Here is a 21,885-nt window from a genome sequence, read left to right as displayed (position 1 = left end):
GGGGATCCGGTGCGCAACATAAAGCTGACCATCGAATATGATGGGACCAACTACCTCGGCTGGCAGAGGCAAAAGGTCGGTCCAACCATTCAGGGGACTTTAGAAGAGACCCTTTCCCGAATTTTAAATCATCGCGTCCATATCCGAGGGGCCGGTCGTACCGATGCCGGCGTCCACGCTCTGGGCCAGGTGGCCAACTTTAAGACCACCTCTTCCTTGGATCCAGCCAGTCTCGGTCGGGCCTTGAATGCCCTTTTGCCCCGTGATATGGCCATTATCAAAGTGGAGGAAGTGGATCTCAAATTCCATGCCCAGTTTTCGGCCAAAAAGAAGACATACTTTTACCAGATACTTTCTCGACCGGTACGTTCGGCCATCTGGCGTAACTATGCCTGGTGGGTGCCGGATCGCCTGGATCTTGAGGCCATGAAGGCCTGTTTACCTTATATTCAAGGTCGCAGAGACTTTGCCAGTTTTCGTAATACTGGCACCTCTACCAGGACCACCGTGCGGACGGTATTTGAGGCAACCATTAAAAGGGTCCCGGTAGCCGGGATGATTCGCTTTGAGATTACCGCCGATGGGTTTCTGCGTTATATGGTTCGCAACTTAGCCGGGGCTCTGGTAAGGGTAGGGCAAGGGCGGATGAGTCCTGAGGATTTTGTTCAGCTTCTTGATGCCCGGGATCGTTCTTTGGCCCCACCGCCGGCCCCCCCTCAAGGGCTCTATCTTAAAGAGGTCATCTACGACTAAAAGGAAAGGAACTGGTCATGAAGAAAGGACTTTCCCGTCGGGTAAGAGATCTTAAGCCGTCGCCAACCCTGGCAGTAAATGCCAAAGCCAAAGCCCTGCGGGCCAAAGGGGTTGATTTGGTCAACCTTTCTGCCGGGGAGCCGGATTTTGACACCCCGGAATTTATCAAAGAGGCGGCCTGCAAAGCCATAGAAGAAGGCTTTACCCGCTACACCCCTGTCCCGGGAATCCCCGAATTAAGGGAGGCCATAGCTCAAAAAATCAAGGCCCATTATGGACTAAGCTATACCCCAGACTCTGTTCTCGTTACCTCCGGAGGGAAACAGGCCATTTTTAATGCCGTGGCCGCCCTGGTGGAGGAGGAAGATGAGGTTATTATTCTTTCACCCTACTGGGTCTCTTACCCTCCGATAGTGGAGATCTGCGGTGGCCGTCCGGTGGTGGTCAATACCAGCGAAGAGAAGGGCTTTGAGCCCAGCCTTTCGGCCGTAGCTGAGGCCGTAAGCCCTCGAACAAAGATGATTATTATCAACAGCCCCTCAAACCCCACCGGGGTAGTTCTTTCCCCGGAGTTTCTAAAAGGAGTGGCTCATCTGGCCTTAGAGCACGACTTTTATATCCTTACCGACGATATTTATGATCTTATTCGCTTTGATGGCCGGGCTCCCTTTAATGTGGTCTCTCTGGAGCCAAAGGTGATGGACCGTACCCTTATCGTTAATGGGGTCTCTAAGACCTACGCCATGACTGGCTGGCGTCTGGGTTGGCTGGTGGGGCCGGAGGAGCTGGTTAAGGCCGCCTCTAGAATCCAGAGTCAAAGCACCTCCAATGCCTGCTCTATCTCTCAGAAGGCGGCTCTGGCGGCCCTTCTCGGCCCTCAGGATTCTCTTAAAGAGATGGTTAAGGTCTTTCGACGCCGCCGGGATCTGATGGTCTCCCTTCTCCTGGAGATTCCCGAGATAAGCTGTCTGGTGCCCATGGGTTCTTTCTATATGTTTCCCAACTTCTCGGCCTATTATGGCCGGCAGGCTGGAGGGCAAGTTATAGATGGTTCTCTAGCCATGGCTGACTATCTCCTGGAGGAGGCCCGAGTGGCCTGTGTCCCCGGGGTTGCCTTTGGTGAAGATACCTGTATTCGCCTCTCCTTTGCCACTTCGGAGGAGGAGATTGAAAAGGGTATCACCAGGATCAAAGAAGCCCTGGCCAAACTTTCCTGAACCTAGAATGGAGGTACTAGATGCCTGACTGGCGTGAGACCCTCAATCTGCCCAAGACCAAGTTCCCCATGAAGGCCAATCTGGCCCAGCGAGAACCGGAGATTCTTCGGCGCTGGTATGAGGAAGGACTTTATCAGAAGATGCTTGAAGCGGGCCGTGGACGGCCTCGCTTCACCCTCCATGATGGCCCTCCCTATGCTAACGGCCACATCCATATGGGCACGGCCCTGAACAAGGTTCTGAAAGACTTTATCCTCAAGAGTCGGCGGATGTTGGGTTTTGTCTGTCCTTATGTTCCTGGTTGGGATTGCCATGGCCTTCCCATCGAACACAATGTGGAAAAGGAGCTCAAAGGCCGCAAAAAGGAGCTATCTGTCGTCGAAATTCGTGAACGATGCCGGGCCTATGCCCAGCGTTTTATTGATATCCAACGTCAGGAGTTCCAGCGCCTTGGGGTTATTGGAGATTGGGAAAGGCCTTATCTAACCATGACCCCTGACTACGAGGCGGTGATCGCCAGAGAGTTTTTGGCCTTTTTCCACCAGGGCAACGTGTATCGACGCAAAAAACCCGTCTATTGGTGCCCCTCTTGTGTTACAGCCCTGGCCGAGGCCGAAGTGGAGTACTATCCACACCGCTCCCCCTCTATTACGGTGCGTTTCCCGGTAACGGAAGATGTCGTCTCTGCCCTGCCTCTCTTAAGGGGTAAAAGGGCCTCGGTACTTATCTGGACTACTACTCCCTGGACCTTGCCGGCCAATTTAGCCGTGGCCCTTAATCCAGATTTTGATTACGTGGTTCTAAGAGTCGGCGAAGAATACTTTATCCTGGCCGAGGGGCGGGTTCTTTCTTTGGTGAGTCAACTGGGCGTCTCTGACTACGAGATCGTTGAAAAGTTTTCTCCCTCTCTGCTTGAGGGGCGACACCTTCGGCATCCCTTCTACGATCGAGACTCTCTGATCATTTTAGCCGATTACGTAACCCTTGAAGCCGGAACAGGCTGTGTTCACATCGCTCCCGGGCACGGAGATGAGGACTATCAAAGCGGCCTTAGTTACGGCCTTGAGGTTTACTGCCCGGTGGATGAGGTGGGTCGTTTTCGCCAGGATCTTCCGCTCTTTGGGGGAGATTTCGTCTTTGAGGCCAATGAGAAGATTATTGCCCATCTCAAGGAGACAGGGGCTCTGGTTCACTGGGAGGAGATCGAACACAGTTATCCCCACTGCTGGCGCTGTAAGCGCCCGGTTATCTATCGGGCCACCGAGCAGTGGTTTATTTCTCTGGATGTGGGAGGCCTAAGGGAGAAGGCCCTGTCCTGGATTGACAAGGTGCGCTGGATTCCCTCCTGGGGGAGAGATCGCATCCACAACATGGTGGCCTCCCGGCCCGACTGGTGTATTTCTCGCCAGAGGGCCTGGGGGGTGCCCATCTGTGTCTTCCTCTGTGAGGAGTGTGGCGAGCCTCTTAAGGACGAAAAGGTCTCCCAAAAGGTGGTCTCTATTTTTGAGCAGGAAGGGGCCGATGCCTGGTTTAAACATCCACCGGAGGTCTTTCTCCCGGCTGGTGCTAGGTGTCCTCACTGTGGTGCTACTTCCTTCCGTAAGGAGACAGACATCCTTGATGTCTGGTTTGACTCGGGTGTCTCCTGGGCCGCGGTGCTTGAACCCCGGGAGGATCATGACTACCCGGCCCATCTTTATCTGGAGGGAAGCGACCAACATCGGGGCTGGTTCCAAAGCTCTCTTATCTGTTCTGTTGGCACCCGGGGAAAGGCCCCTTATCAGGCCGTCCTTACCCACGGATTTGTAGTCGATGAGCAGGGCCGGAAGATGTCTAAGAGCCTGGGCAATGTTATCCGACCGGAGGAGATCATCAAAAAATATGGGGCAGAGATCCTTCGTCTTTGGGTGGCCGCCGAGGACTATCGAGACGACATCAAGATTGGTAAGGAGATTCTTGATCGTCTGGTCGAAGCCTATCGCAAGATCCGTAACACCGCTCGCTTTATTTTAGGGAACCTTTACGACTTTGATCCCCGTAAGCACGCCCTGGCCCCAGAGGAGATGCCCGAGTTCGATCGCCTGATGCTTTATCGTTTATCGGGGCTTATTTCCCGGGTTCGCCAGGCCTATGAGGGTTATAACTTTCATCTTGTCTATCATCGTATTCATCAATTCTGTGTGGTGGACTTGAGCGCCACCTATATTGATATTATGCGGGATACCCTCTATTGTGAGGCCCCTGACTCCAGGGCTCGTCGGGCGGCCCAGACGGTGCTTTATCAAAGCCTTCTGGCCATCACCAAACTTATGGCTCCGGTGCTTTCCTTTACCGCTGAAGAAATCTGGGGATATCTTCCCGGAGACGACAGGGAGCCCAGTGTTCACCTGACCACCTTTCCCGAGCCTCCTCTGGCCAGCCTGCCGGAGGATTTCCTTCAGAAGTGGGAGAGGCTTTTTGAGCTTCGCTCAGAGATCACCCGGGCCCTTGAGCGGGCCAGAAAGGAGGCCAAGATCATCCGGAACGCCCTGGAGGCCGAACTTGTCTTCTCGGCGGAGGGAGATCTGGCCCCCTTTGTTAGGGAGAATTTGGACACCTTGCGCCATCTGGCTATTGTCTCCTCGGTTAAGTGGCAGGAAGATGGGGTGCTTGAAGCCAGCCAGGGAGAGCTTCTTTATCGCTCGGAGGAGGTTCCGGGGCTATCCATTCTTGTCCGTCATGCTCCGGGGAGAAAATGTGAACGTTGTTGGACCTGGTCTGAAGATGTGGGCACCTTTGCTGATCAACCCACCCTGTGTCGCCGGTGTTACGAGGTGGTCAGTAGGGTATGGAGCGACGTAGTCTCAGCCTCTTCTTGATCCCGGCGGTTCTGGTCTATTTTTTGGATCAGTTCACCAAATTCTGGGCCCTGAAGACCCTGGCTCAGGGGCCGATGGTAATTGTCCCCGGCCTTTTAGACTTCACTCTGGTTTCCAATACCGGAGCGGCCTTTGGATTTTTGGCCGGGGAGGAAGGCTGGCGGCACTACTTTTTTGTAAGTGTCAGCATTCTGGCCTTGGGGATGATGGTCTGGGTGCTGGCTTCGGCCGAGCGGCGACCGGCTCTGCTCTGTCTGGCCACGGGGCTTGTCTTCGGAGGTGCCCTTGGCAACCTGACTGATCGGATCCGCTTTCACCGGGTAATAGACTTTATCGATGTGCACTGGTCCGGATATCACTGGCCGGCCTTTAATGTTGCTGATTCGGCTATTACCTTGGGGGGATGCCTCCTGGCCTACTATTTTCTCAGCCGAAGCCGGATTTAGTCTGCTTCTGTCTTCCGCCGATTTCAGATTTAAGGTTAAGACAAGATGAAGGACCCGGTTCTCAGTCTATATGCGCCTCTTCCCTCCCTGGGTAAGGTCCTCTTTCCTGGACGCTTTGAGGCCTTTGTCCAGACCATAGGTAAGGAGCTGGCCCGCAAGGGAGGAAAGGTTTCGGCCCACAAGGGCTTTTTCTATGTCCTTTCTCCGGGCCTCAAAGAGGCTATTCTTCTGGCGGATAATCTGTTTTCTTCGATCCAGCAGTTTTTTAAAGGATCCCTTACGGTAGCCCCTCCCCCTTTTCAGGTTGTCTTGGAGATAGGCAAAGAGGCCGCGGCCCTAACCAGAAGGCTCTTCAGTAATGTGGATCGCCTCCGACCAGGCCATCTTTATCTTGCCCCTCGAGCGGCCCAAAACTACCGTAAGGTCAAGACGGCAGATTGGGAGATCCTGACCCAGCTTGAACCCCTGGAGGGAACCGATCTGGCCGAGCTTCGTTTGGCCTCAAGTTTTAAAAGCGAGGCCATCTTTGGGGCCAGGGATCTTCCCTTTTTAGGTCGGGAATCAGAGTGTTTTTATTGTGGGGCCTTTGATCACCATCCTGGCGATTGCCCTAGCAAGAAGCTGGATCTTGGTCAGCAGGCCTTAAGGGCCCTGGCCAGAATAAAACCCGAGCATGTTGGCGGGCGCTTTGAGAAGGCTTGGTTTAAAAAAGATCTTCGGGATCCAGCTTACCTGGCCTTTTTTGATCTTCGTCTGCCCTATCAACTCCGCTTTTTAATTCAACTCTGCGGCAGTGAAGCAGAGAGATGGGAGGGACTTAACCTTCGCCGGTCCTCTCCCCCCAAAGGGCCGCTGTTCTTGGCTCTTGATGCCTTAAGGGTGGGTGGTCACGAAGAGGCCCGACGACTTCTCGACAAGCTTATTGAAGAACGCCCCCAGGATATGAGACCGTTTCTGGTCTCGGCCTTTATAGCCATCGAGACTCTGGATATCGATCGGGCCTTGGTCTTTCTGGAGGAGGCCATGGATCGGGCCAGGTTACCCCTGGAGAGATCCTACCTTTATTTGGTTAAGGCCCGCTGTCTTGACCTTAAAGGCCAGAGTTCCCTGGCCGACGAGGCCCTGAAGGCGGCCTTTCGAATAGATAAAAGTTGTAGTGAGGCCCTTTACGCCGAAGCCCTGGCCTTATCCCGGATGGGTGTCTATGACGAGGCTGAGGCCCGAATAAGGGCCCTGGTGGGACAGTCGGCCTCTTTCTGGATGAAGGCCTTTCTGGAGCCTAATTTTATTGGATGGCAACTCACTCTGGAGGAAATCCTCTCTCGCCATTTAACCGTGGCCCAGGAGGAGGCGCTGGCCCATTTGACCAGGGCTGAGGAGGTTGTGGCCGGGCTCAAAAAGGTCTTTAGCCCCGAAGATGAGGAGGTAAAGGCCAAAGAAGAGTCTCTTGAGGAGATCCGGAAGGCCATCTATGAAGGGGGCATCGCCGCCGTGGAGGAGGCCCGCAAAGCGGCCGCTCACCTGGCCCTGGATGGTCAGGGAATGATCGTCCGCCGCCAGCGGGAGGTAGTAGAGGGGGTCAGAGAACTTATCCGGCGCTACGACGAGTTAGTGATTTTCTGGCGAGATTATCCTTATAAAAACAAATATGCCTCATTCGGCCAGGCCCTGGAAGAAATCAAAGAATCCTTAAGAGAACTTGATATTCTGGCCAAAAGCGACCCCCAACGGCACATAAAGAAGGTTATGGCCGAATCCCAGAGACTGGAACAGGCCATTGTTGCCCTTGAGTCTCAAAAGGGTGGGCTTATCTCCTATCAGACAACCATGGAGCGGTTTCGCTATTTTTTGCGTCTTTCTATTCTGGGTGAGCTTTTGGTCCTGATCATTACCTTGGGGCTACCCTCGCTGTTTTCTTACCTGTATTATCTTGCCCCGGAGATCGTACCCTTTCGCCCCCGGCTTTTCTTTGACATTCAGGGAAAGTTTTTTCTCTGGGCCACGGTAGTGGTGGTGATCTACTCCCTAGTCAAAACCTTCTCCCGAGAGACCTGAAAGCAACCTTAAAAAGTCTTAAAAAAAGATCTTGCACCCCGGAGGCAAGTGATTATATTAGCAGCCGACTTCGACGAGTGCTAACAAGCTCCAAAGAGTTAAAAACTCAATCACAGGAGGGAAGGAGTATGAAGATTCGGCCGCTTCATGACCGGATCCTTGTCCAGAGGATCGAAGAGGAAGAGCGCACCAAGGGCGGGATTATTATCCCGGATACGGCTAAAGAGAAGCCCATCATGGGTAAGGTGATTGCCGTAGGTGATGGTCGGGTAACCGACAGCGGGCAGAAGATCCCTATGGTGGTCAAGGAAGGTGATCGGATCCTTTTTGGCAAGTATGCCGGGACCGAGGTTAAGATCGAGGGTGAAGAGTATCTCATCATGCGTGAAGACGATGTCCTAGCCATCATTGAAGATTAGCTTTTCTCGAACTTCTTTCCGGAATTTTTTCAGATTTTCCTACAAAACTCCCAGAGATTAAATAAGGAGGGATGGATATGGCGGCAAAGGAAATTAAATATGGGATCAAGGCCCGCGAGGCCATTTTAAACGGCGTCAACAAGCTGGCCGATGCGGTGAAGGTCACCCTGGGGCCGAAGGGACGTAACGTGGTCATTGAAAAGTCTTTTGGTTCTCCGACCATCACTAAAGATGGTGTTACTGTGGCCAAGGAGATCGAGCTGGAAGACAAGTTTGAAAACATGGGCGCCCAGATGGTCAAGGAAGTGGCCTCCAAGACCAGCGATGTGGCCGGTGATGGGACCACCACGGCTACCATTTTGGCCCAGGCCATCTTCACTGAAGGTGTAAAGATGGTCACCGCCGGGGCCAACCCCATGGAGCTTAAACGGGGAATCGACAAAGGAGTAGCCAAGGTAGTTGAGGAGCTCCAGAAACTCTCTAAGCCTTGCAAAGACCGCAAGGAGATCGCTCAGGTAGGGTCCATATCCGCTAACAATGACCCCACCATCGGCAATATCATTGCTGATGCCATGGACAAGGTGGGCAAAGAGGGGGTCATTACCGTTGAGGAGTCCAAGAGCCTGGATACCTATCTTGAGGTCGTCGAGGGAATGCAGTTTGATCGGGGCTATATCTCCCCCTATTTTGTCACTGATCCCGAGAAGATGGAAGCCGTTCTTGAGGATGCCTATATCCTCATCCACGACAAAAAGATCAGCTCCATGAGGGATCTGCTGCCCATTCTGGAGCAGATCGCCAAGATGGGCAAGCCTCTTCTCATCATTGCCGAAGATGTTGAGGGCGAGGCCCTGGCCACCCTGGTTGTCAACAAGATCAGAGGGGTTCTGCAGTGCTGCGCTGTCAAGGCCCCTGGTTTTGGTGAGCGTCGTAAGGCCATGCTTCAAGATATCGCCATTCTCACCGGTGGTCAGGTAATCTCCGAGGAGCTTGGTCTAAAGCTTGAAAATGCTACCATTAATGATCTCGGCCGGGCCAGAAGGGTGATCATCGATAAAGACACCACCACTATTGTTGATGGGGCTGGTTCCAAAGAGGCCATTGAGGCCCGGGTCAAGCAGATCAGGGCTCAGATTGAAGAGACCACCTCTGACTATGATCGGGAAAAGCTCCAGGAGCGTCTGGCCAAACTCATCGGTGGTGTGGCTGTGATCTATGTCGGTGCGGCTACTGAAACGGAGATGAAGGAGAAGAAGGCCCGCGTGGAAGATGCCCTTAACGCTACCCGGGCCGCGGTGGAAGAGGGAATTGTCCCCGGTGGTGGCACGGCCTACATCCGCTGTCTGGCCTCTCTTGAAGGGCTTGATGTTGAGGGCGATGAGAAGCTGGGAGTCAATATTCTCTTGCGGGCCCTGGAGGAGCCTCTCCGCCAGATTGCTTCCAATGCCGGCTTTGAGGGTTCTTTGGTGGTAGAGCGGGTTAAGAGCGAAAGCGGGGCTGTCGGCTTCAATGCCGCCAAGGGTGTCTATGAGGATCTCCTTCAGGCCGGAGTCATTGACCCGACGAAGGTCTCCCGGACGGCCCTTCAAAATGCTGCTTCTGTGGCCGGCCTTCTGCTGACCACCGAGGCCATGGTGGCTGAAAAACCCAAGGAGGAGAAGGAGGCCGCCGCTCCGGGGGCCGGTGCTCCGCCGATGTATTAAAGCAAGGTAATTGATATGCCGGGGGAATTGGCCCCCGGCTTAAAAAGGCCCCGAAAAGGGGCCTTTTTGTTTTTGGGGCCACTGTGGTATTCCTCAAAAGATGTCTGATCTTCTCTGGGTAGGTCCTCTAAGCTTTGAAGAAAACGGCCGTTTACTTTATAAGGACGTGACAGTCATTCTGCCTGAGGCCACCCTGGTAGTCCTCACCGGTCCTTCTGGCTCGGGAAAGACTTCTCTCTTGCGACAAATGGTTGGTCTAATACCAGCCAAGGGGGCAAGGAGATTTCTTGAGGGGAGAGAATATCTTCCGTCGGATATTTCCCGCTTTCGGGCCGAGGTGCTTCTACTCTCTTGTGGGGCAGCAATGATTGCCGGCACAATTTGGGATAACTTAACCTTTGTTTTTGGTCTTAAAAATCGAGGAGATCGCTGTTTTGATGAATCAAGGGCCCGGGAGCTTATGGAATATTTGGGCCTGGGATATCTTCGCTGGTCTCAAAGGGTGAGAGATCTTTCTTTAGGCGAACGCCACCGTTTGGCCCTGGTTAGGGCCCTTCTCTGGGATCCGAAGGTGCTTTTAGCCGATGAGCCGTTTACAGGACTTGACCCTGAAAGTTACACTCGAGCCTTTAAACTCCTCTCTCGACAGGCCAGACGCCCTGGAAGGGCCAGCCTTTGTGTTATCCACGAACCTGTGCCTAAAGGAGTGGACATCCTTTTCCGGTTAGAGAGTGGTGGCCTGAAGAGGATATTTTAAAACATGACCCAGATTACTTTAGGGCCTTTGGATCTCTTTTGGGCTTCAACCTTGGTTCTTTTGGCCGGGATTCTTTCTCTAATCTTAGGCCTGGGACTTGAGAGGCGTCTTCTTTGGGCTGCCTTGAGGACGGTGGTTCAGCTCTCCATTTTGGGGTTGGTGCTAAAGGGGATCTTTGCCCACGAGAGTCCCTGGTCGGTGACCTTCATCCTCATCTTTATGATTCTTATGGCCAGTCGTGAGGCTGTGGCTCGTTCTTCGCGAAGTTATACCGGGATCTTCTGGAACGCCGCGGCGACCATGAGCTTTTCCGCCATTTTGGTCGGCGGAATAGTTACCCAGCTAATTGTGGGGGTCAAACCCTGGTATCATCCCCAATATGTCATCCCCCTTATGGGGATGATCCTGGGAAACTCTTTAAACGGTGTTTCCTTATCCCTGGATCGCTTCCTTGACTATCTGGTTAGCCACCGGGAGGAGGTTGAGCTTTATCTATCTTATGGGGCCACCCGGGGAGAGGCATTAAGACGTCCTTGGCAGATGGCCGTAAGGACCGGTCTTATTCCTATCGTCAACGCCATGTCGGTGGCCGGGGTGGTCTCCCTTCCGGGAATGATGACCGGCCAAATCTTGGCCGGTGCCGACCCTCTTCAGGCTGTAGCCTACCAGATTCTGGTGATGTTCATGCTAGCCGCCGCCTATGCTCTGGGGACAACCCTGGTCACTTTCTGGGCCGGCCGTCACCTGATCGACTCTGAAGTCAGACTTTGCCTGGAAAAACTGGTCAAGAAGAGATAACCACTCTCCCCTTTAAACAATTCCATTATAAAGAAATCTGCCTCCGGCCGATAATCATTTTAAACGAGAAAAATCTTAAGGAGGTCAGACGTGAGGATCTTTGAGACCATAAAAGGGCGGTTGACTTTGATTGTGCTGATCATGTTTCTGGTAGGTCTCGTTAACTTTGGGGTAATCTTTTTTGTCCTTCAGAAGAACAGTCAGGATGCCGTGGCCGTTAATCTGGCCGGACGTCAGCGGATGCTATCCCAGAAGATGACTAAACAGTTCCTGGAAGGTGATTTTGCCGGCGTAAAGGAGACCATGGCCCTTTTTGAGGAGAGCCTCAGGGCCCTTAAGGGAGGGGACTCAAAGTACAACCTTTCGGCCATTGAGGATGAAAAGATTCTGGCCCAGATCTCCAGGCTTGAGCAGGCCTGGCAGGAGTTTAAAGACCACCTAAACAAGGCCATCTCCGGTCAGGGAACGCAGGAAGACCGCAACTATATTCTGGAACACAACCTTGAGCTTCTTGAAGAGGCCAATAAACTGACCAAACTTTTTGAGGCCAAGGCCGTAGAAGGTCTCTCCCGGCTTAAGCTATACCAGGGGATAATCTTTAGTTTTACGCTGCTTATCCTGGCCGTTATCTGGTGGTCTATTTCTGTCTCGGTGATCAGGCCGGTAGAAAAGGCCCTTTCTGTGGTGGATAAGCTGGCAAAAGGGGATTTTACGGTGAGCTTTCCCCATCTGGGCCGAGACGAGATCGGCCAGCTCCTTAGAGGCCTCCAAAAAATGGTTGCCAGCTTAAGGGAGACCTTGGGAGAGGTCAAGACTTCCTCGGAGAAGGTTTCCGCTTCGGCCGAGGAGGTCAATCGGGCTGGCCTTGAAGTGGCCACCACGGCCAAAAGTCTGGCCCAGGAGGCCGAGGAGGTTCAGAAGGCCGAGGAGTCTGTAAGTAATAATATCCAGGCCGTCTCTAGTGCCGCTCAGGAGATGGTCTCAGCCATTACCGAAATCTCCCAAAATACATCCCAGGCAGCTCAGGTGGCCAATCAGGCCCTAGTAAAGGCCCAGGAGACCAATGAAGTGGTCTCCAAGCTTAGTGTGTCTTCTCAGGAGATAGGGGAGGTGGTCAAGCTCATCACCCAGATCGCCGAGCAGACCAACCTTCTGGCCCTGAACGCCACCATTGAGGCCGCCCGGGCCGGAGAGGCCGGCAAGGGCTTTGCGGTGGTGGCCAATGAGGTCAAGGAGCTGGCCAAACAGACGGCCAAGGCTACAGATGAAATCTCCCAGAAGATCCAGGCTATTCAGACCGATGCGGAGGCATCGGTCCAGGCCATTGAGGAGATTACGGGAATTGTTGGTCAGATAAACGATATTTCCAACACTATAGCCAGTGCCGTAGAGGAACAGACTGCGACCATGGGAGAGATAAGTCAATCCATATCTTTGGCGGCAGAAAGTACCGAAAATATTAAGGGTAAGATCAACTCTATGGCCCTGGCTGTAGAGGAGACGGCCAAAAAGGGTGAAGAAGGACAGGCCCTCTCCCAGGAGCTGGCTTCTTTGGCAGTAAGGCTTAAAGAGCTGGCCTCCAGATTCCGCTGTTAGTAGCTTCCAGCCAGGTTTCAGAGAGAGGGGAGAACTCCCCTCTCTCTTCTTTTAAGAAACTCCCTTTGCTTTTAAAAAAAGGCCACACCTTCTGTCTGTATCCAGTATGTGGCACACCAGCCAGTCTTTTAAGAAGACCATGAGGCAATTTGAGGTTATATCTCCTTTTTCATATAGTGAGTGGATGTTAAAAATATCCATTAATAGTTTTTCATGTTCTTCTTGGTGCTCTTTGTATTCTGGGTAGTCATATTCTTTCATTAACTTTTCTTCCGTGATGAAGTGTGTATCTGTATATCTTATTAAACAGTTAAGGACTGTTATGGTTTTCTTTCTGTCTTTTTCTATATTTTTTACTCTTTGAACGCAATTTATTATTTTTACTAGTTGTTTGTGTTGATCATCTATGCACTTTACTCCTACGCTAAACGCATCATTCCATGATACTAGCTTTTCCATCTCCACCCTCCTCTCTTTAGGGATGGTTTATATCTAAGAATCGACCTTTTTAAAGATATTCTTTAAATTTTTGCTGATTTCGTGTTTTTTCTAGGTAATATTTCTAGGGTTAATTGGTGATAATAGTTGTCTCTTTTTTGTCCTAATGGTTTAGGGTTTTACGTTTTGGTTTTGTGTTTATATGTTTTTATCTCTAACTATCCCTTGGTAAGGGATGCTTCTTTTGTCTGCTTTAGTGGTATTTATCTGATTTTTCTAAGTCGCTTAAAGCAAGAAAGATGTCATCGAGTATTGAACTCTCATCCAGATCAGATGAGATCCAGGGGATCGATCCTTGGAGGGCCTTTTAAGCAGCGGCCTCTTTCTTGTTCTGCCGGCGGTTAAAGATTTTTCGGAGGTAATAAGGACATAACCGATGGCCTTTACCGATACAGTAACCATGAAGCTCGTAAGCACTGGGAATATAAAGCCCTTTTCTGGCCGCACAAGAGATTACTACCCACTGAGAGGTATCCAGGGAGTAATTTCGTAAATATCGGCAGCGCATCTTATCCCTCCCAAGGTCTCTTTGGGGAGTTAATCGGTATGATTTTCTTTTTCTAAATAGAAAAGCCATTTGACGAATCTGTGGCCGAAAAATGACATTTTTTAAGGCCTATCTAAAAAGAGGGCCTGCTGAAGGGGGACTAAAATTTCGGGAATGATCTCTTCGGTTCCAAGAATTAATAAAAGTGGCTTCGATGTTTTGGCCTCCCCTTGAGCTTTTTGAGGCTCTTGGGTAATAGAAATGAACCGCGCCCCAGATTTTTTTAAGGAGTCAGACATGCTGGTTGCTATCATCAGTGATACTCATGATCACATCTGGAACCTTCATCAGGCCATTGAGGAGATAAACGCCCGAGGGGCGGAGTGTTTAATCCACTGTGGTGATTTGATCTCTCCTTTTATGATCAAGGAATTGTCAGCCTTCACTGGCCCCAAACATCTTATCTTAGGCAACAATCCCGGCGATGTTTGGCTACTGAGCCGAGTTTGTAACCAAAGCCCTGAAGTTTATCTTCATGGCTGGTCTGCCACTTTAGAGATAGATGGCTTAAGGCTCGCCGTGGTTCACTTTCCTCAGATGGCCAAGGGGCTGGCCACCACAGGAGAATATGATCTAGTCTGTTGTGGGCATACTCATGTCTATGAAGTCCAGCAAATAGGCCAGACTCTGGTGGTTAACCCCGGAGAGATCCTTGGTAAGGAGGGTCCTCCTACCTTTGCCCTCTTTGACACCAAGACGCGGCATATAGAAAAGGTTATCCTGTGATTGAAGTGGCCGTAGATACCGGAGGCACCTTTACAGACTTTGTCCTCCGGAAAGATAATGATTTACAAACTTTCAAACTTCCCTCAACGCCCAAGGATCCCTCTCAGGCCATAATCGAGGGGCTGGGATGTCTTCTACCAGGCCTTGACCAACCATTTAAACTCTTCCATGGCACTACCGTGGCCACAAATGCCTTTTTAGAGCGCAAAGGGGCTCGGGTAGTCATGATTACCACTTCTGGTTTTGAAGACGTTATTTTTATCGGTCGTCAGGCCCGGCCCAAGCTCTATGATTTTTTGGTTACCAGGCCCTCCCCTGTAGTGGCTCGGAAGAGGGTCATCGGTGTTTCAGAAAGGATCTCTGCTGACGGCTCTGTACTGCGAGGGCTTTCACCCCATGAAAAAAGCAGACTCAAGGCCTTTTTGGCCCGGGAAAGGGCTGAAGCTGTAGCGGTCTGCCTGCTCCATTCATATGTCAACCCCAGCCACGAGAGGGAAATTGGCCAATGGTTAGAAGACCTAGGCATTCCTGTTTGTCTTTCTTCAGAAGTTATCCCTGAATTTCGAGAATATGAGCGTTTTTCTACCACCTTGATTAATGCCTATCTGGTCCCGGTGGTGCACCGTTACCTCCATCGTCTGGCTAAAAGATTGCCGCGAAGTAGCATCTTTGTGATCCAGTCAAACGGGGGAATGCTTCCCCTCAGAGTAGCGGGCTCCCAGGCTGTGAGAACTATCCTTTCTGGTCCTGCAGCTGGTGTTATGGGGGCCTGGACCTTGAGTCAGAAACTTGGTCTCTCCAGAATCATTACCTTTGACATGGGAGGGACCTCTACCGATGTCTCTCTGGTGGACGGTCTGCCATCCTATACCCGTGATTATCAAATAGAGGGCTTCCCAGTGGCCCTGCCCGTTATAGATATTCATACTGTAGGGGCTGGTGGTGGCTCCATCGCTCGGGTTGATCGTGGAGGGGCCTTGAGGGTGGGGCCTCAGAGTGCCGGGGCTGACCCTGGGCCCGTGTGTTACGCTCGTGGGGGGGAAAAAATCACCGTCACCGATGCCAATCTCCTTGTTGGCCGTCTTCCTTCAGAGCATTTCCTTTCAGGCCGGATGAAATTGGATTATCAAGCCGCCCTTAAGGCCATGGAGCCCCTGTCTCGGGCCCTGGGGCTTTCTCCCTTTGAGACAGCCCAGGGAGTGATCAGGGTGGTTAATATCAACATGGCCCGGGCCCTGAGGGCTGTGAGTCTTGAGCGAGGATACGACCCCCGGGACTTTGTCCTTTTCTGCTATGGAGGAGCCGGGGCTCTGCATGCGGCTGAATTGGCCCGGGAGCTGGGCATAAGGAAGGTGATCGTCCCGGCTATGGCCGGAGTGCTCTCGGCCCTGGGGATGCTGGCTAGCCGTCCCATGTTCGATTATTCCCGGACGGTCTTTTTGAGTAAGGAGAGGCTTCTTTATCCCGAGGTGGCGGCCCTGGTGGAGGATCTGGCTCGCTCTGCCCTGGCCGAGGCCCAGGCCCTTGGCTTTATTTCAGATGATCTTATTCTGGAGCCCTCGGTTGATCTTCGGTATCAGGGGCAATCCTATGAGATCACTGTTCCCTTTGATGAAGCCTTCATTTCTTGTTTTGAAAAGACCCATGAGAGACTCTATGGATATTTTCTCGCGGATCATCCCTTAGAGCTCACTGCTGTCCGATGTCGAGTCTATGTTAGGGGCCAAGAATTCTCTTTTCCCGGCTGGAGCCCCGAAGGGCCGGCACTCTTAGGACAGGTACGAATATTTATCGACAACAGGTGGGAGGCAGGCAAGATCCTCTCCTGGAGGGGGCTGGCCCCTGGAGACAGTGGCCGGGGGCCCGTAGTGATTATCTCTGACTATACCACCTGTTATGTACCCCCGGAGGTTGGCTTTCTGGTGGATGATCTTGGCAACCTTTGGCTGGAGATTACCTAGCGATCATGGCCCTCATGAGGTCAGCAGTATTTTCAGCGTGATTGGCCACATCACCAATGAACTCTGTGAGCTTTAAGAGGTGATAGACGGCCAGCGGTTCGATAGGAAGAGAGAAGATTTCCCGGCGTAGATCAGTAGCCTGCTGGTCGGCCTCATGCTCCTGACGGCGGATCTCACGAACCAGATTTCTGACGGTATCCCAGTGCCCTTCTTTCCGGGTGTCAAAGTAGGCCTTGGCCTCATCGAGCATGGAAATAATCAGTTTGGCCGGGGAGACAGAGGTTTCCACTAACTCTATGATCTGGTTGGCAATTACCGGAGAGACTTGGGTGCGCCGGAAGGTAAGCCATCGCAGGATGTCCTCAGCCGAATCAGCGATAGCGTCCTGCTCTTTAAGATAGAGAAAGAGTTCAAACTTATCTACGGGGATGATGATCCCTTTAGGCAGACTGCCACGGATATTTTGTTTGACCTTGTCGGCCTCTCGTTCGAATTTAGAAATCTCTGCGGACATAAAACGACAACGTTCATAATCTCCCTCAAAGTAGGCTCTGACGGCCTCAGGAAGCCTTTCTACACAAGACTGGACATATTCAGCATGGAGCTTAAGGCATGACCATAGCTCCTTACAGGGGCCTATCGGCGCCAGTCCACCTTCGCCAACACAGGCCTCGTGTTTGACCAACCGACCCTCGACATAATAGATTACGTCTTCTCCGATGTTGGTGGCCTGATCGGCTACCCGTTCTAGATTGAGGGCGATAACAATAAGATAGACTCCTGAACGGGCTGTCTGAGGATTCTCTTTAATAAGTTCAATCAATTCATTGGTTACCTTACGGTAGAGTTGATCTACTGTTTCATCGTGCTCTTTGACCTCCTGGGCCAGGTTGGTGTCTCGATAAACAAAGCTGTTTATAGCATTGGTGAGCATTTTAATGGCCTCATCGGCTAGGTCATAGAGGTCCTTAGGTGGGTCGAGAACCTGACTGTCTTCCATGATCCAGAGAACCCTCTCGGCCACATTGACTGCCTGATCACCAATCCGCTCTAGATCTCGGATCATAGACATGGCCGAGGTGATAAAGCGCAGATCACTGGCCACCGGTTGTCTGAGGGCCAGCGTCTTAAGGCAGAAGGTATCAATGTTATTCTCCAGAGCATCTATGCGGCTATCCTGTTCGATGACCCGCTTGGCCAGTTCAGGATCACGATGTTTAAGGGCTAAAATGGCGGTGCGAAGGCTCTCTTCCACCAGGCCACACATCTCCAGGAGATAAGTCTTGATATCGTTGATATCCTTCTGTAGAGGGCTGATCATAGGTATTCCTCTTCGGAATTTTTAGTAACAGATGATTTTATACCTAAAATTAACCAAATTTACCAGTTAGGTATTCTTCTGTCCGCGGATCCTTGGGAGCGGTAAAGACCTGATCTGTTGGACCAAACTCTACCAGTTCGCCAAGATACATAAAGGCCGTATAGTCAGAGACTCTTCCGGCCTGGGGCATATTATGGGTAACTATAATAATGGAGACTGTCTCCTTGAGTTCGACGATGAGATTTTCTATTTTGGCCGTGGCCTTGGGATCCAGGGCACTAGTAGGTTCATCCATTAGGAGTACCTCGGGGTTTACTGCCAAGGCCCGAGCGATACAAAGTCTCTGTTGCTGTCCTCCAGACAGAAATGTTCCTCGACGATGGAGGACATCTTTAACTTCATCCCAGAGGGCGGCCTTGCGAAGGGCCTCTTCAACGATGTGATCAGCTTCGCCCTTGGGAAGTCTGATGCCATTTAGCTTGTATCCGGCCAAGACATTGTCATAAATGCTCATGGTGGGAAAGGGGTTCGGCCTTTGAAAGACCATTCCCACTCGGCGTCTGACAACGATTGGATTCATCTGGTAGATGTCCTCTCCCTTAAGGAGGACTTTTCCCTCTATCCAGGCTCCCGGGGTTAGCTCATGGAGGCGATTCAGACAGCGAATGAGGGTGGTCTTGCCGCAGCCTGAAGGCCCCATAACTGCTGTAACCCTCTTTTCTGGAAAAGAGACATTGACTTCCTTTAAGACCTTGGTGCCATTGTAGAAGGCCGAAAGATTTTGGGTTTCGAAAATGATTGCTTCAGGCATCAGTCACCTGCAATTCGTTTGGCCAGGATTCTCGAACCAATATTAAGGCTTAAGACCAAAAGAATCAAAATGATAGATGCCCCCCAGGCCTGACGCCACCAATCAGGATAAGGGCTGGTAGCGTAGTTGAAGATAACCAAGGGGAGGGCGTTTATGGGTTCGGTTAGTTTGTGGCTCCAGAAGGGATTCCCAAAGGCGGTAAAAAGGAGAGGGGCGGTTTCACCCGCTACTCGGGCTACCGATATCAGGATCCCGGTAGTTACTCCCACCATTCCTGTAGGTAACACCACCTTAAGGATAGTTCGCCATTGGGGTACACCCAGGGCTAGAGAGGCCTCCCTGATAGAGCGAGGTATGAGAATTAAAACCTCTTCTGTGGTGCGGACAATAACCGGGATCATCATCAGGGCCAAGGCCACCCCTCCGGCCAGGGCTGAAAAACGCCCCATAGGAACCACCACCCAGGTATAGGCCACGATTCCAATAACAATAGAGGGCACCCCCTGAAGGATGTCGGCGGCCACCCGGACTACGTCCGGCAGGCGGCGTCCTCCGTATTCTGAAAGATATATTCCGGCCATAATACCTATGGGTACAGAGATGATGGAGGCTAGCAGGACAAGAATGAAAGTCCCGACGATGGCATTTGCCACTCCTCCACCTTCTTCGCCTACCGGTTTGGGCAAGGAGGTCAAAAATTCCCAGTTTATGGCCGTAATTCCTTTGATAAAGAGATTGATAAGGATGATGGCCAAAGGAATGGTGGGTAAAAAGGCCAAGGCGATGATAGCCGCAGTGGCCAGTTTGTTCTTGAGCAGTCTGAATCTGATTCTGGCCGGTTCCATCAGGAAACTCCTTTTTTGACTACGGCTAGGCGATTGATAATTATCCGGGCGGCAATATTGACTATTAGGGTGATAACAAAGAGAAGAAGCCCTATCTCTACCAGAGAGGCCAGATAGATGTCGCTGGTGGCCTCGGTGAACTCATTGGCAATGACACTGGCCATAGTATTGGCTGGTGAGAAAATGTTTTCGGGAATCTCGGAACGATTTCCAATTACCATGGTTACGGCCATAGTTTCACCCAGAGCCCGCCCAAGGGCCAGGATGATGCCGGCAAATATTCCTGAACTAGCATAGGGAAGAACAACGTAGCGGACCACCTCCCACTGGGTGGCCCCTAGACCATAAGCGGCTTCTTTAAGGTCTCGGGGGACAAGTTTAATCACATCTCGGGCCACCGAGGCGGCATAGGGGAGGATCATAAGGGCTAAGATAAGAGAGGCCGTCATCAATCCCACTCCGTAAGGAGGGTAGCCAAGGGCCATCTGAACCTGACGCATGAGGGGAACCAGGAAGAAAATTCCCCACAGACCGTAGATTACCGAAGGAATGCCGGCCAGAAGTTCGATAATGAATCCCAGAATTTCTGCAATCCTTTTAGGGGCATATTCTCCGAGATAAATGGCCCCCCCTATGGCAAAAGGCAGCGTTAGAAAAATGGCCAGAAAGGAGGTGATGAGGGTACCGGCGATAAAGGGCAGGGCACCAAACTTCTCAAAGACTGGATCCCAGGTGGTACCAGAAATAAAAGAAAGACCGAAGGTCCTAATGGCCGGCCAAGAGGCATAAATTAAAGTAATAAAAATGGCTATTACCAAAAGGACAACGGCAAGGGCGAAGATTTTGGCCGCTCGAGCAAATATTTGATCAACTAACAGCACAACCCCTCTCTAAAATCAGTTTGTTACAAGTTTATGACATTTTGAGGAACTCAATGAGGTAGTCATAGATTTTATCGGCAATCTCTTCCTTGGGCGCTAGCCGAATCTCAGAGGGAGGTTTTTTGGGGCTGAGGATGGTCACCTGGTTAGTATCGCTCTCAAAACCTATACCGGGCTGGCCGACCTGATTGGCCACTATTATGTCGATGGCCTTCTGCTTGAGTTTCTGGGAGGCCCGGGGCAGAAGGTTCTCTGTCTCGGCGGCAAAACCGATCACTATCTGGCCCGGTCTTTTATTTTTTCCCAGCTCGGCCAAGATGTCTTTGGTCTTGCTGAGACGGATTTCCATTTCTTGTCTTTCTTTTTTGATCTTGCTCTTTGAGGTCTTGAGAGGTCGGTAGTCGGCCACAGCGGCCGCCATAATAATGACCTCGGCCCAAGAGGCCCTAGAGAGCATTTCCCGGGCCATCTCTTCGGCCGTCTCCACAAAGATAACCTTAACTCCTGGCGGTGGAGCCAGGGACACCGGACCGGAGATCAACACAACCTCTGCTCCCCTTCTTCGGGCCGCCCGGGCTAAGGCATAGCCCATCTTGCCGGAAGAACGATTGGAGATAAAACGCACCGGATCCAGGGGCTCTCTGGTAGGACCGGCGGAGATAAGGATCTTTTTCCCTTTAAGATCCTGGGGGCTAAGGATAGAGAGAACCTCTTCTCTAATTGTTGGCCAATCTGGAAGACGTCCCTGGCCTTCCTCCCCACAGGCAAGAGGCCCTTCTTCGGGCTTTAATACCCGGTATCCATAGGACTCCAGCATTTGAAGGTTTCTCTGGGTTGCTGGATGGTTAAACATGGAAGCATTCATAGCCGGACAGACAAGCACCGGCGCCTGGCTGGCCATTACTGTAGCTACTAAAAGACTGTCGGCTTCACCTTGTGCCAGGCGAGCAATGGTCGCCGCTGTAGCCGGAGCAATGATTATGGCTTCAGCCCAGCGGGCATTGGATATGTGAGGGATGGGATCCGGCCACCCTCTAAGGAAATCCTCTTCTGTGAGGACCTTCTCTCCGCTTAAGGCCTCAAAGGTTAAAGGAGAAATAAAACTTTCGGCAGCCCGGGTCATGACTACCCGGACCAAGGCCCCCTCTTTGCGGAGGCTACTAACTGATTCTGCCATTTTATAGGCGGCAATACCCCCGCATATTCCCAGCAGAATTCTTTTTTGGCTTAAGGAGATCAAATCCTTAGAAGCTTTGTTCCAGGTTCTCTCCCATGGTCTCGGCGGCCCATATTTTGACTTCGGTCATCATACCTAAGCCAGGTTCAGAAATATAAATGAAACAGGTGCGGTTGGGCCGCGTGAAGGCCAAAAGGGTGTCTTTATAGCGAATGGTTCCTACTAGTTGCCAGCCTCTTTTAGGAAGCTCCCGGGTGAAGAACTCAATAAGAGAGGGCACCAGTACCCGGCCTCTCAAGACTAAAACCCCTCCCGTGAAGGAGGACGTTTTTACTACCAGAGACTTATCCTCCACCACCGAGAGCTCTGCCGGGACAACAATGTCACTGAATTCTGTTCGAGTAATAAGGGGTTTGGTGGGCGTTGCCGAAGGAGCCCTTTCATCCTCTCTCTGAAGATGGCTGCATGCCACCAGGCTGAGAAGTAGTAGCAGGGTGAAAAAGTTTTTTTTCATTG

20 protein-coding genes are annotated in these 21,885 nt (G+C 51.7%); 12 read left to right on the top strand and 8 right to left on the bottom strand.

Going from position 1 to position 21,885, the window contains the following annotated elements; genetic code table 11:
- Positions 1–9 precede the first annotated feature (9 nt).
- The 10 genes from truA to G4V39_RS01815 all read left to right on the top strand — a co-directional run bounded on the left by truA (position 10) and on the right by G4V39_RS01815 (position 12,602).
- On the top strand, positions 10–753 hold the full coding sequence (gene truA / locus G4V39_RS01860) for a tRNA pseudouridine(38-40) synthase TruA (RefSeq protein WP_166031315.1): 744 nt from the start codon (positions 10–12) through the stop codon (positions 751–753).
- A 17-nt stretch (positions 754–770) separates the two neighbouring features.
- The gene (locus G4V39_RS01855; RefSeq protein WP_166031314.1) at positions 771–1,970 is read left to right on the top strand and encodes a pyridoxal phosphate-dependent aminotransferase; all 1,200 of its coding nucleotides are present in this window, start codon (positions 771–773) and stop codon (positions 1,968–1,970) included.
- Positions 1,971–1,990: 20 nt separating this feature from the next.
- Positions 1,991–4,828: an isoleucine--tRNA ligase gene (ileS, locus tag G4V39_RS01850; protein ID WP_166031313.1), complete on the top strand. Its 2,838-nt coding sequence runs from the start codon at positions 1,991–1,993 to the stop codon at positions 4,826–4,828.
- On the top strand, positions 4,798–5,274 hold the full coding sequence (gene lspA, locus G4V39_RS01845) for a signal peptidase II (protein ID WP_166031312.1): 477 nt from the start codon (positions 4,798–4,800) through the stop codon (positions 5,272–5,274). Before ileS ends, lspA begins: the two co-directional genes overlap by 31 nt.
- A gap of 45 nt (positions 5,275–5,319) precedes the next feature.
- Complete coding sequence (locus G4V39_RS01840; protein ID WP_166031311.1) at positions 5,320–7,329, top strand: tetratricopeptide repeat protein; 2,010 nt, start codon at positions 5,320–5,322, stop codon at positions 7,327–7,329.
- A 128-nt stretch (positions 7,330–7,457) separates the two neighbouring features.
- The gene (groES, locus tag G4V39_RS01835) at positions 7,458–7,748 is read left to right on the top strand and encodes a co-chaperone GroES (RefSeq protein WP_166031310.1); all 291 of its coding nucleotides are present in this window, start codon (positions 7,458–7,460) and stop codon (positions 7,746–7,748) included.
- 77 nt (positions 7,749–7,825) lie between these two features.
- Positions 7,826–9,451 (top strand): chaperonin GroEL, encoded by a 1,626-nt coding sequence (gene groL, locus G4V39_RS01830; RefSeq protein WP_166031309.1) that lies wholly within the window; start codon positions 7,826–7,828, stop codon positions 9,449–9,451.
- A 166-nt stretch (positions 9,452–9,617) separates the two neighbouring features.
- Positions 9,618–10,208 (top strand): ABC transporter ATP-binding protein, encoded by a 591-nt coding sequence (locus tag G4V39_RS01825; RefSeq protein WP_166031308.1) that lies wholly within the window; start codon positions 9,618–9,620, stop codon positions 10,206–10,208.
- A gap of 3 nt (positions 10,209–10,211) precedes the next feature.
- Positions 10,212–11,006 (top strand): ABC transporter permease, encoded by a 795-nt coding sequence (locus tag G4V39_RS01820; RefSeq protein ID WP_166031307.1) that lies wholly within the window; start codon positions 10,212–10,214, stop codon positions 11,004–11,006.
- A 90-nt stretch (positions 11,007–11,096) separates the two neighbouring features.
- Complete coding sequence (locus tag G4V39_RS01815; protein WP_246169705.1) at positions 11,097–12,602, top strand: methyl-accepting chemotaxis protein; 1,506 nt, start codon at positions 11,097–11,099, stop codon at positions 12,600–12,602.
- Positions 12,603–12,653: 51 nt separating this feature from the next.
- Here G4V39_RS01815 and G4V39_RS01810 read toward each other — a convergent pair whose 3' ends face one another.
- Both G4V39_RS01810 and G4V39_RS01805 read right to left on the bottom strand, forming a co-directional pair.
- On the bottom strand, positions 12,654–13,061 hold the full coding sequence (locus G4V39_RS01810) for a bacteriohemerythrin (RefSeq protein WP_166031306.1): 408 nt from the start codon (positions 13,059–13,061) through the stop codon (positions 12,654–12,656).
- Positions 13,062–13,407: 346 nt separating this feature from the next.
- Positions 13,408–13,608 carry a hypothetical protein gene (locus G4V39_RS01805; protein ID WP_166031305.1) on the bottom strand — a complete coding sequence of 67 codons (201 nt, stop codon included), beginning with the start codon at positions 13,606–13,608 and terminating at the stop codon, positions 13,408–13,410.
- A gap of 276 nt (positions 13,609–13,884) precedes the next feature.
- On the opposite strand from G4V39_RS01805, the gene G4V39_RS01800 reads away from it, so the two are divergent.
- Together G4V39_RS01800 and G4V39_RS01795 are read left to right on the top strand one after the other, a co-directional pair.
- Complete coding sequence (locus G4V39_RS01800; protein ID WP_166031304.1) at positions 13,885–14,373, top strand: YfcE family phosphodiesterase; 489 nt, start codon at positions 13,885–13,887, stop codon at positions 14,371–14,373.
- Positions 14,370–16,334 (top strand): hydantoinase/oxoprolinase family protein, encoded by a 1,965-nt coding sequence (locus G4V39_RS01795; RefSeq protein ID WP_166031303.1) that lies wholly within the window; start codon positions 14,370–14,372, stop codon positions 16,332–16,334. Before G4V39_RS01800 ends, G4V39_RS01795 begins: the two co-directional genes overlap by 4 nt.
- Here G4V39_RS01795 and phoU read toward each other — a convergent pair.
- Genes phoU through G4V39_RS01765 form a run of 6 tightly spaced genes read right to left on the bottom strand, consistent with a single transcriptional unit; the run spans position 16,327 to position 21,883 of the window.
- Positions 16,327–17,655: a phosphate signaling complex protein PhoU gene (gene phoU, locus G4V39_RS01790; RefSeq protein ID WP_166031302.1), complete on the bottom strand. Its 1,329-nt coding sequence runs from the start codon at positions 17,653–17,655 to the stop codon at positions 16,327–16,329. The genes G4V39_RS01795 and phoU overlap by 8 nt on opposite strands.
- 49 nt (positions 17,656–17,704) lie before the next feature.
- On the bottom strand, positions 17,705–18,466 hold the full coding sequence (gene pstB, locus G4V39_RS01785; protein ID WP_166031301.1) for a phosphate ABC transporter ATP-binding protein PstB: 762 nt from the start codon (positions 18,464–18,466) through the stop codon (positions 17,705–17,707).
- The gene (gene pstA / locus G4V39_RS01780) at positions 18,466–19,311 is read right to left on the bottom strand and encodes a phosphate ABC transporter permease PstA (RefSeq protein WP_166031300.1); all 846 of its coding nucleotides are present in this window, start codon (positions 19,309–19,311) and stop codon (positions 18,466–18,468) included. The genes pstB and pstA overlap by 1 nt, the downstream gene beginning before the upstream one ends.
- The gene (gene pstC / locus G4V39_RS01775; protein ID WP_166031299.1) at positions 19,311–20,192 is read right to left on the bottom strand and encodes a phosphate ABC transporter permease subunit PstC; all 882 of its coding nucleotides are present in this window, start codon (positions 20,190–20,192) and stop codon (positions 19,311–19,313) included. Before pstC ends, pstA begins: the two co-directional genes overlap by 1 nt.
- A 31-nt stretch (positions 20,193–20,223) precedes the next feature.
- A complete protein-coding gene (coaBC, locus tag G4V39_RS01770; protein ID WP_166031298.1) occupies positions 20,224–21,432 on the bottom strand; it encodes a bifunctional phosphopantothenoylcysteine decarboxylase/phosphopantothenate--cysteine ligase CoaBC in 1,209 nt (402 codons plus the stop codon).
- Between the two features lie 4 nt (positions 21,433–21,436).
- A complete protein-coding gene (locus G4V39_RS01765) occupies positions 21,437–21,883 on the bottom strand; it encodes a TrmH family RNA methyltransferase (protein ID WP_166031297.1) in 447 nt (148 codons plus the stop codon).
- Positions 21,884–21,885 lie beyond the last annotated feature (2 nt).

It is taken from the genome of Thermosulfuriphilus ammonigenes (genome assembly GCF_011207455.1).
GTDB classification, from domain to species: Bacteria; Desulfobacterota; Thermodesulfobacteria; order Thermodesulfobacteriales; family ST65; genus Thermosulfuriphilus; species Thermosulfuriphilus ammonigenes.
The sequence above is the reverse complement of the archived record's forward strand: the minus strand, read 5'-3'. Positions and strand labels throughout refer to the sequence as shown.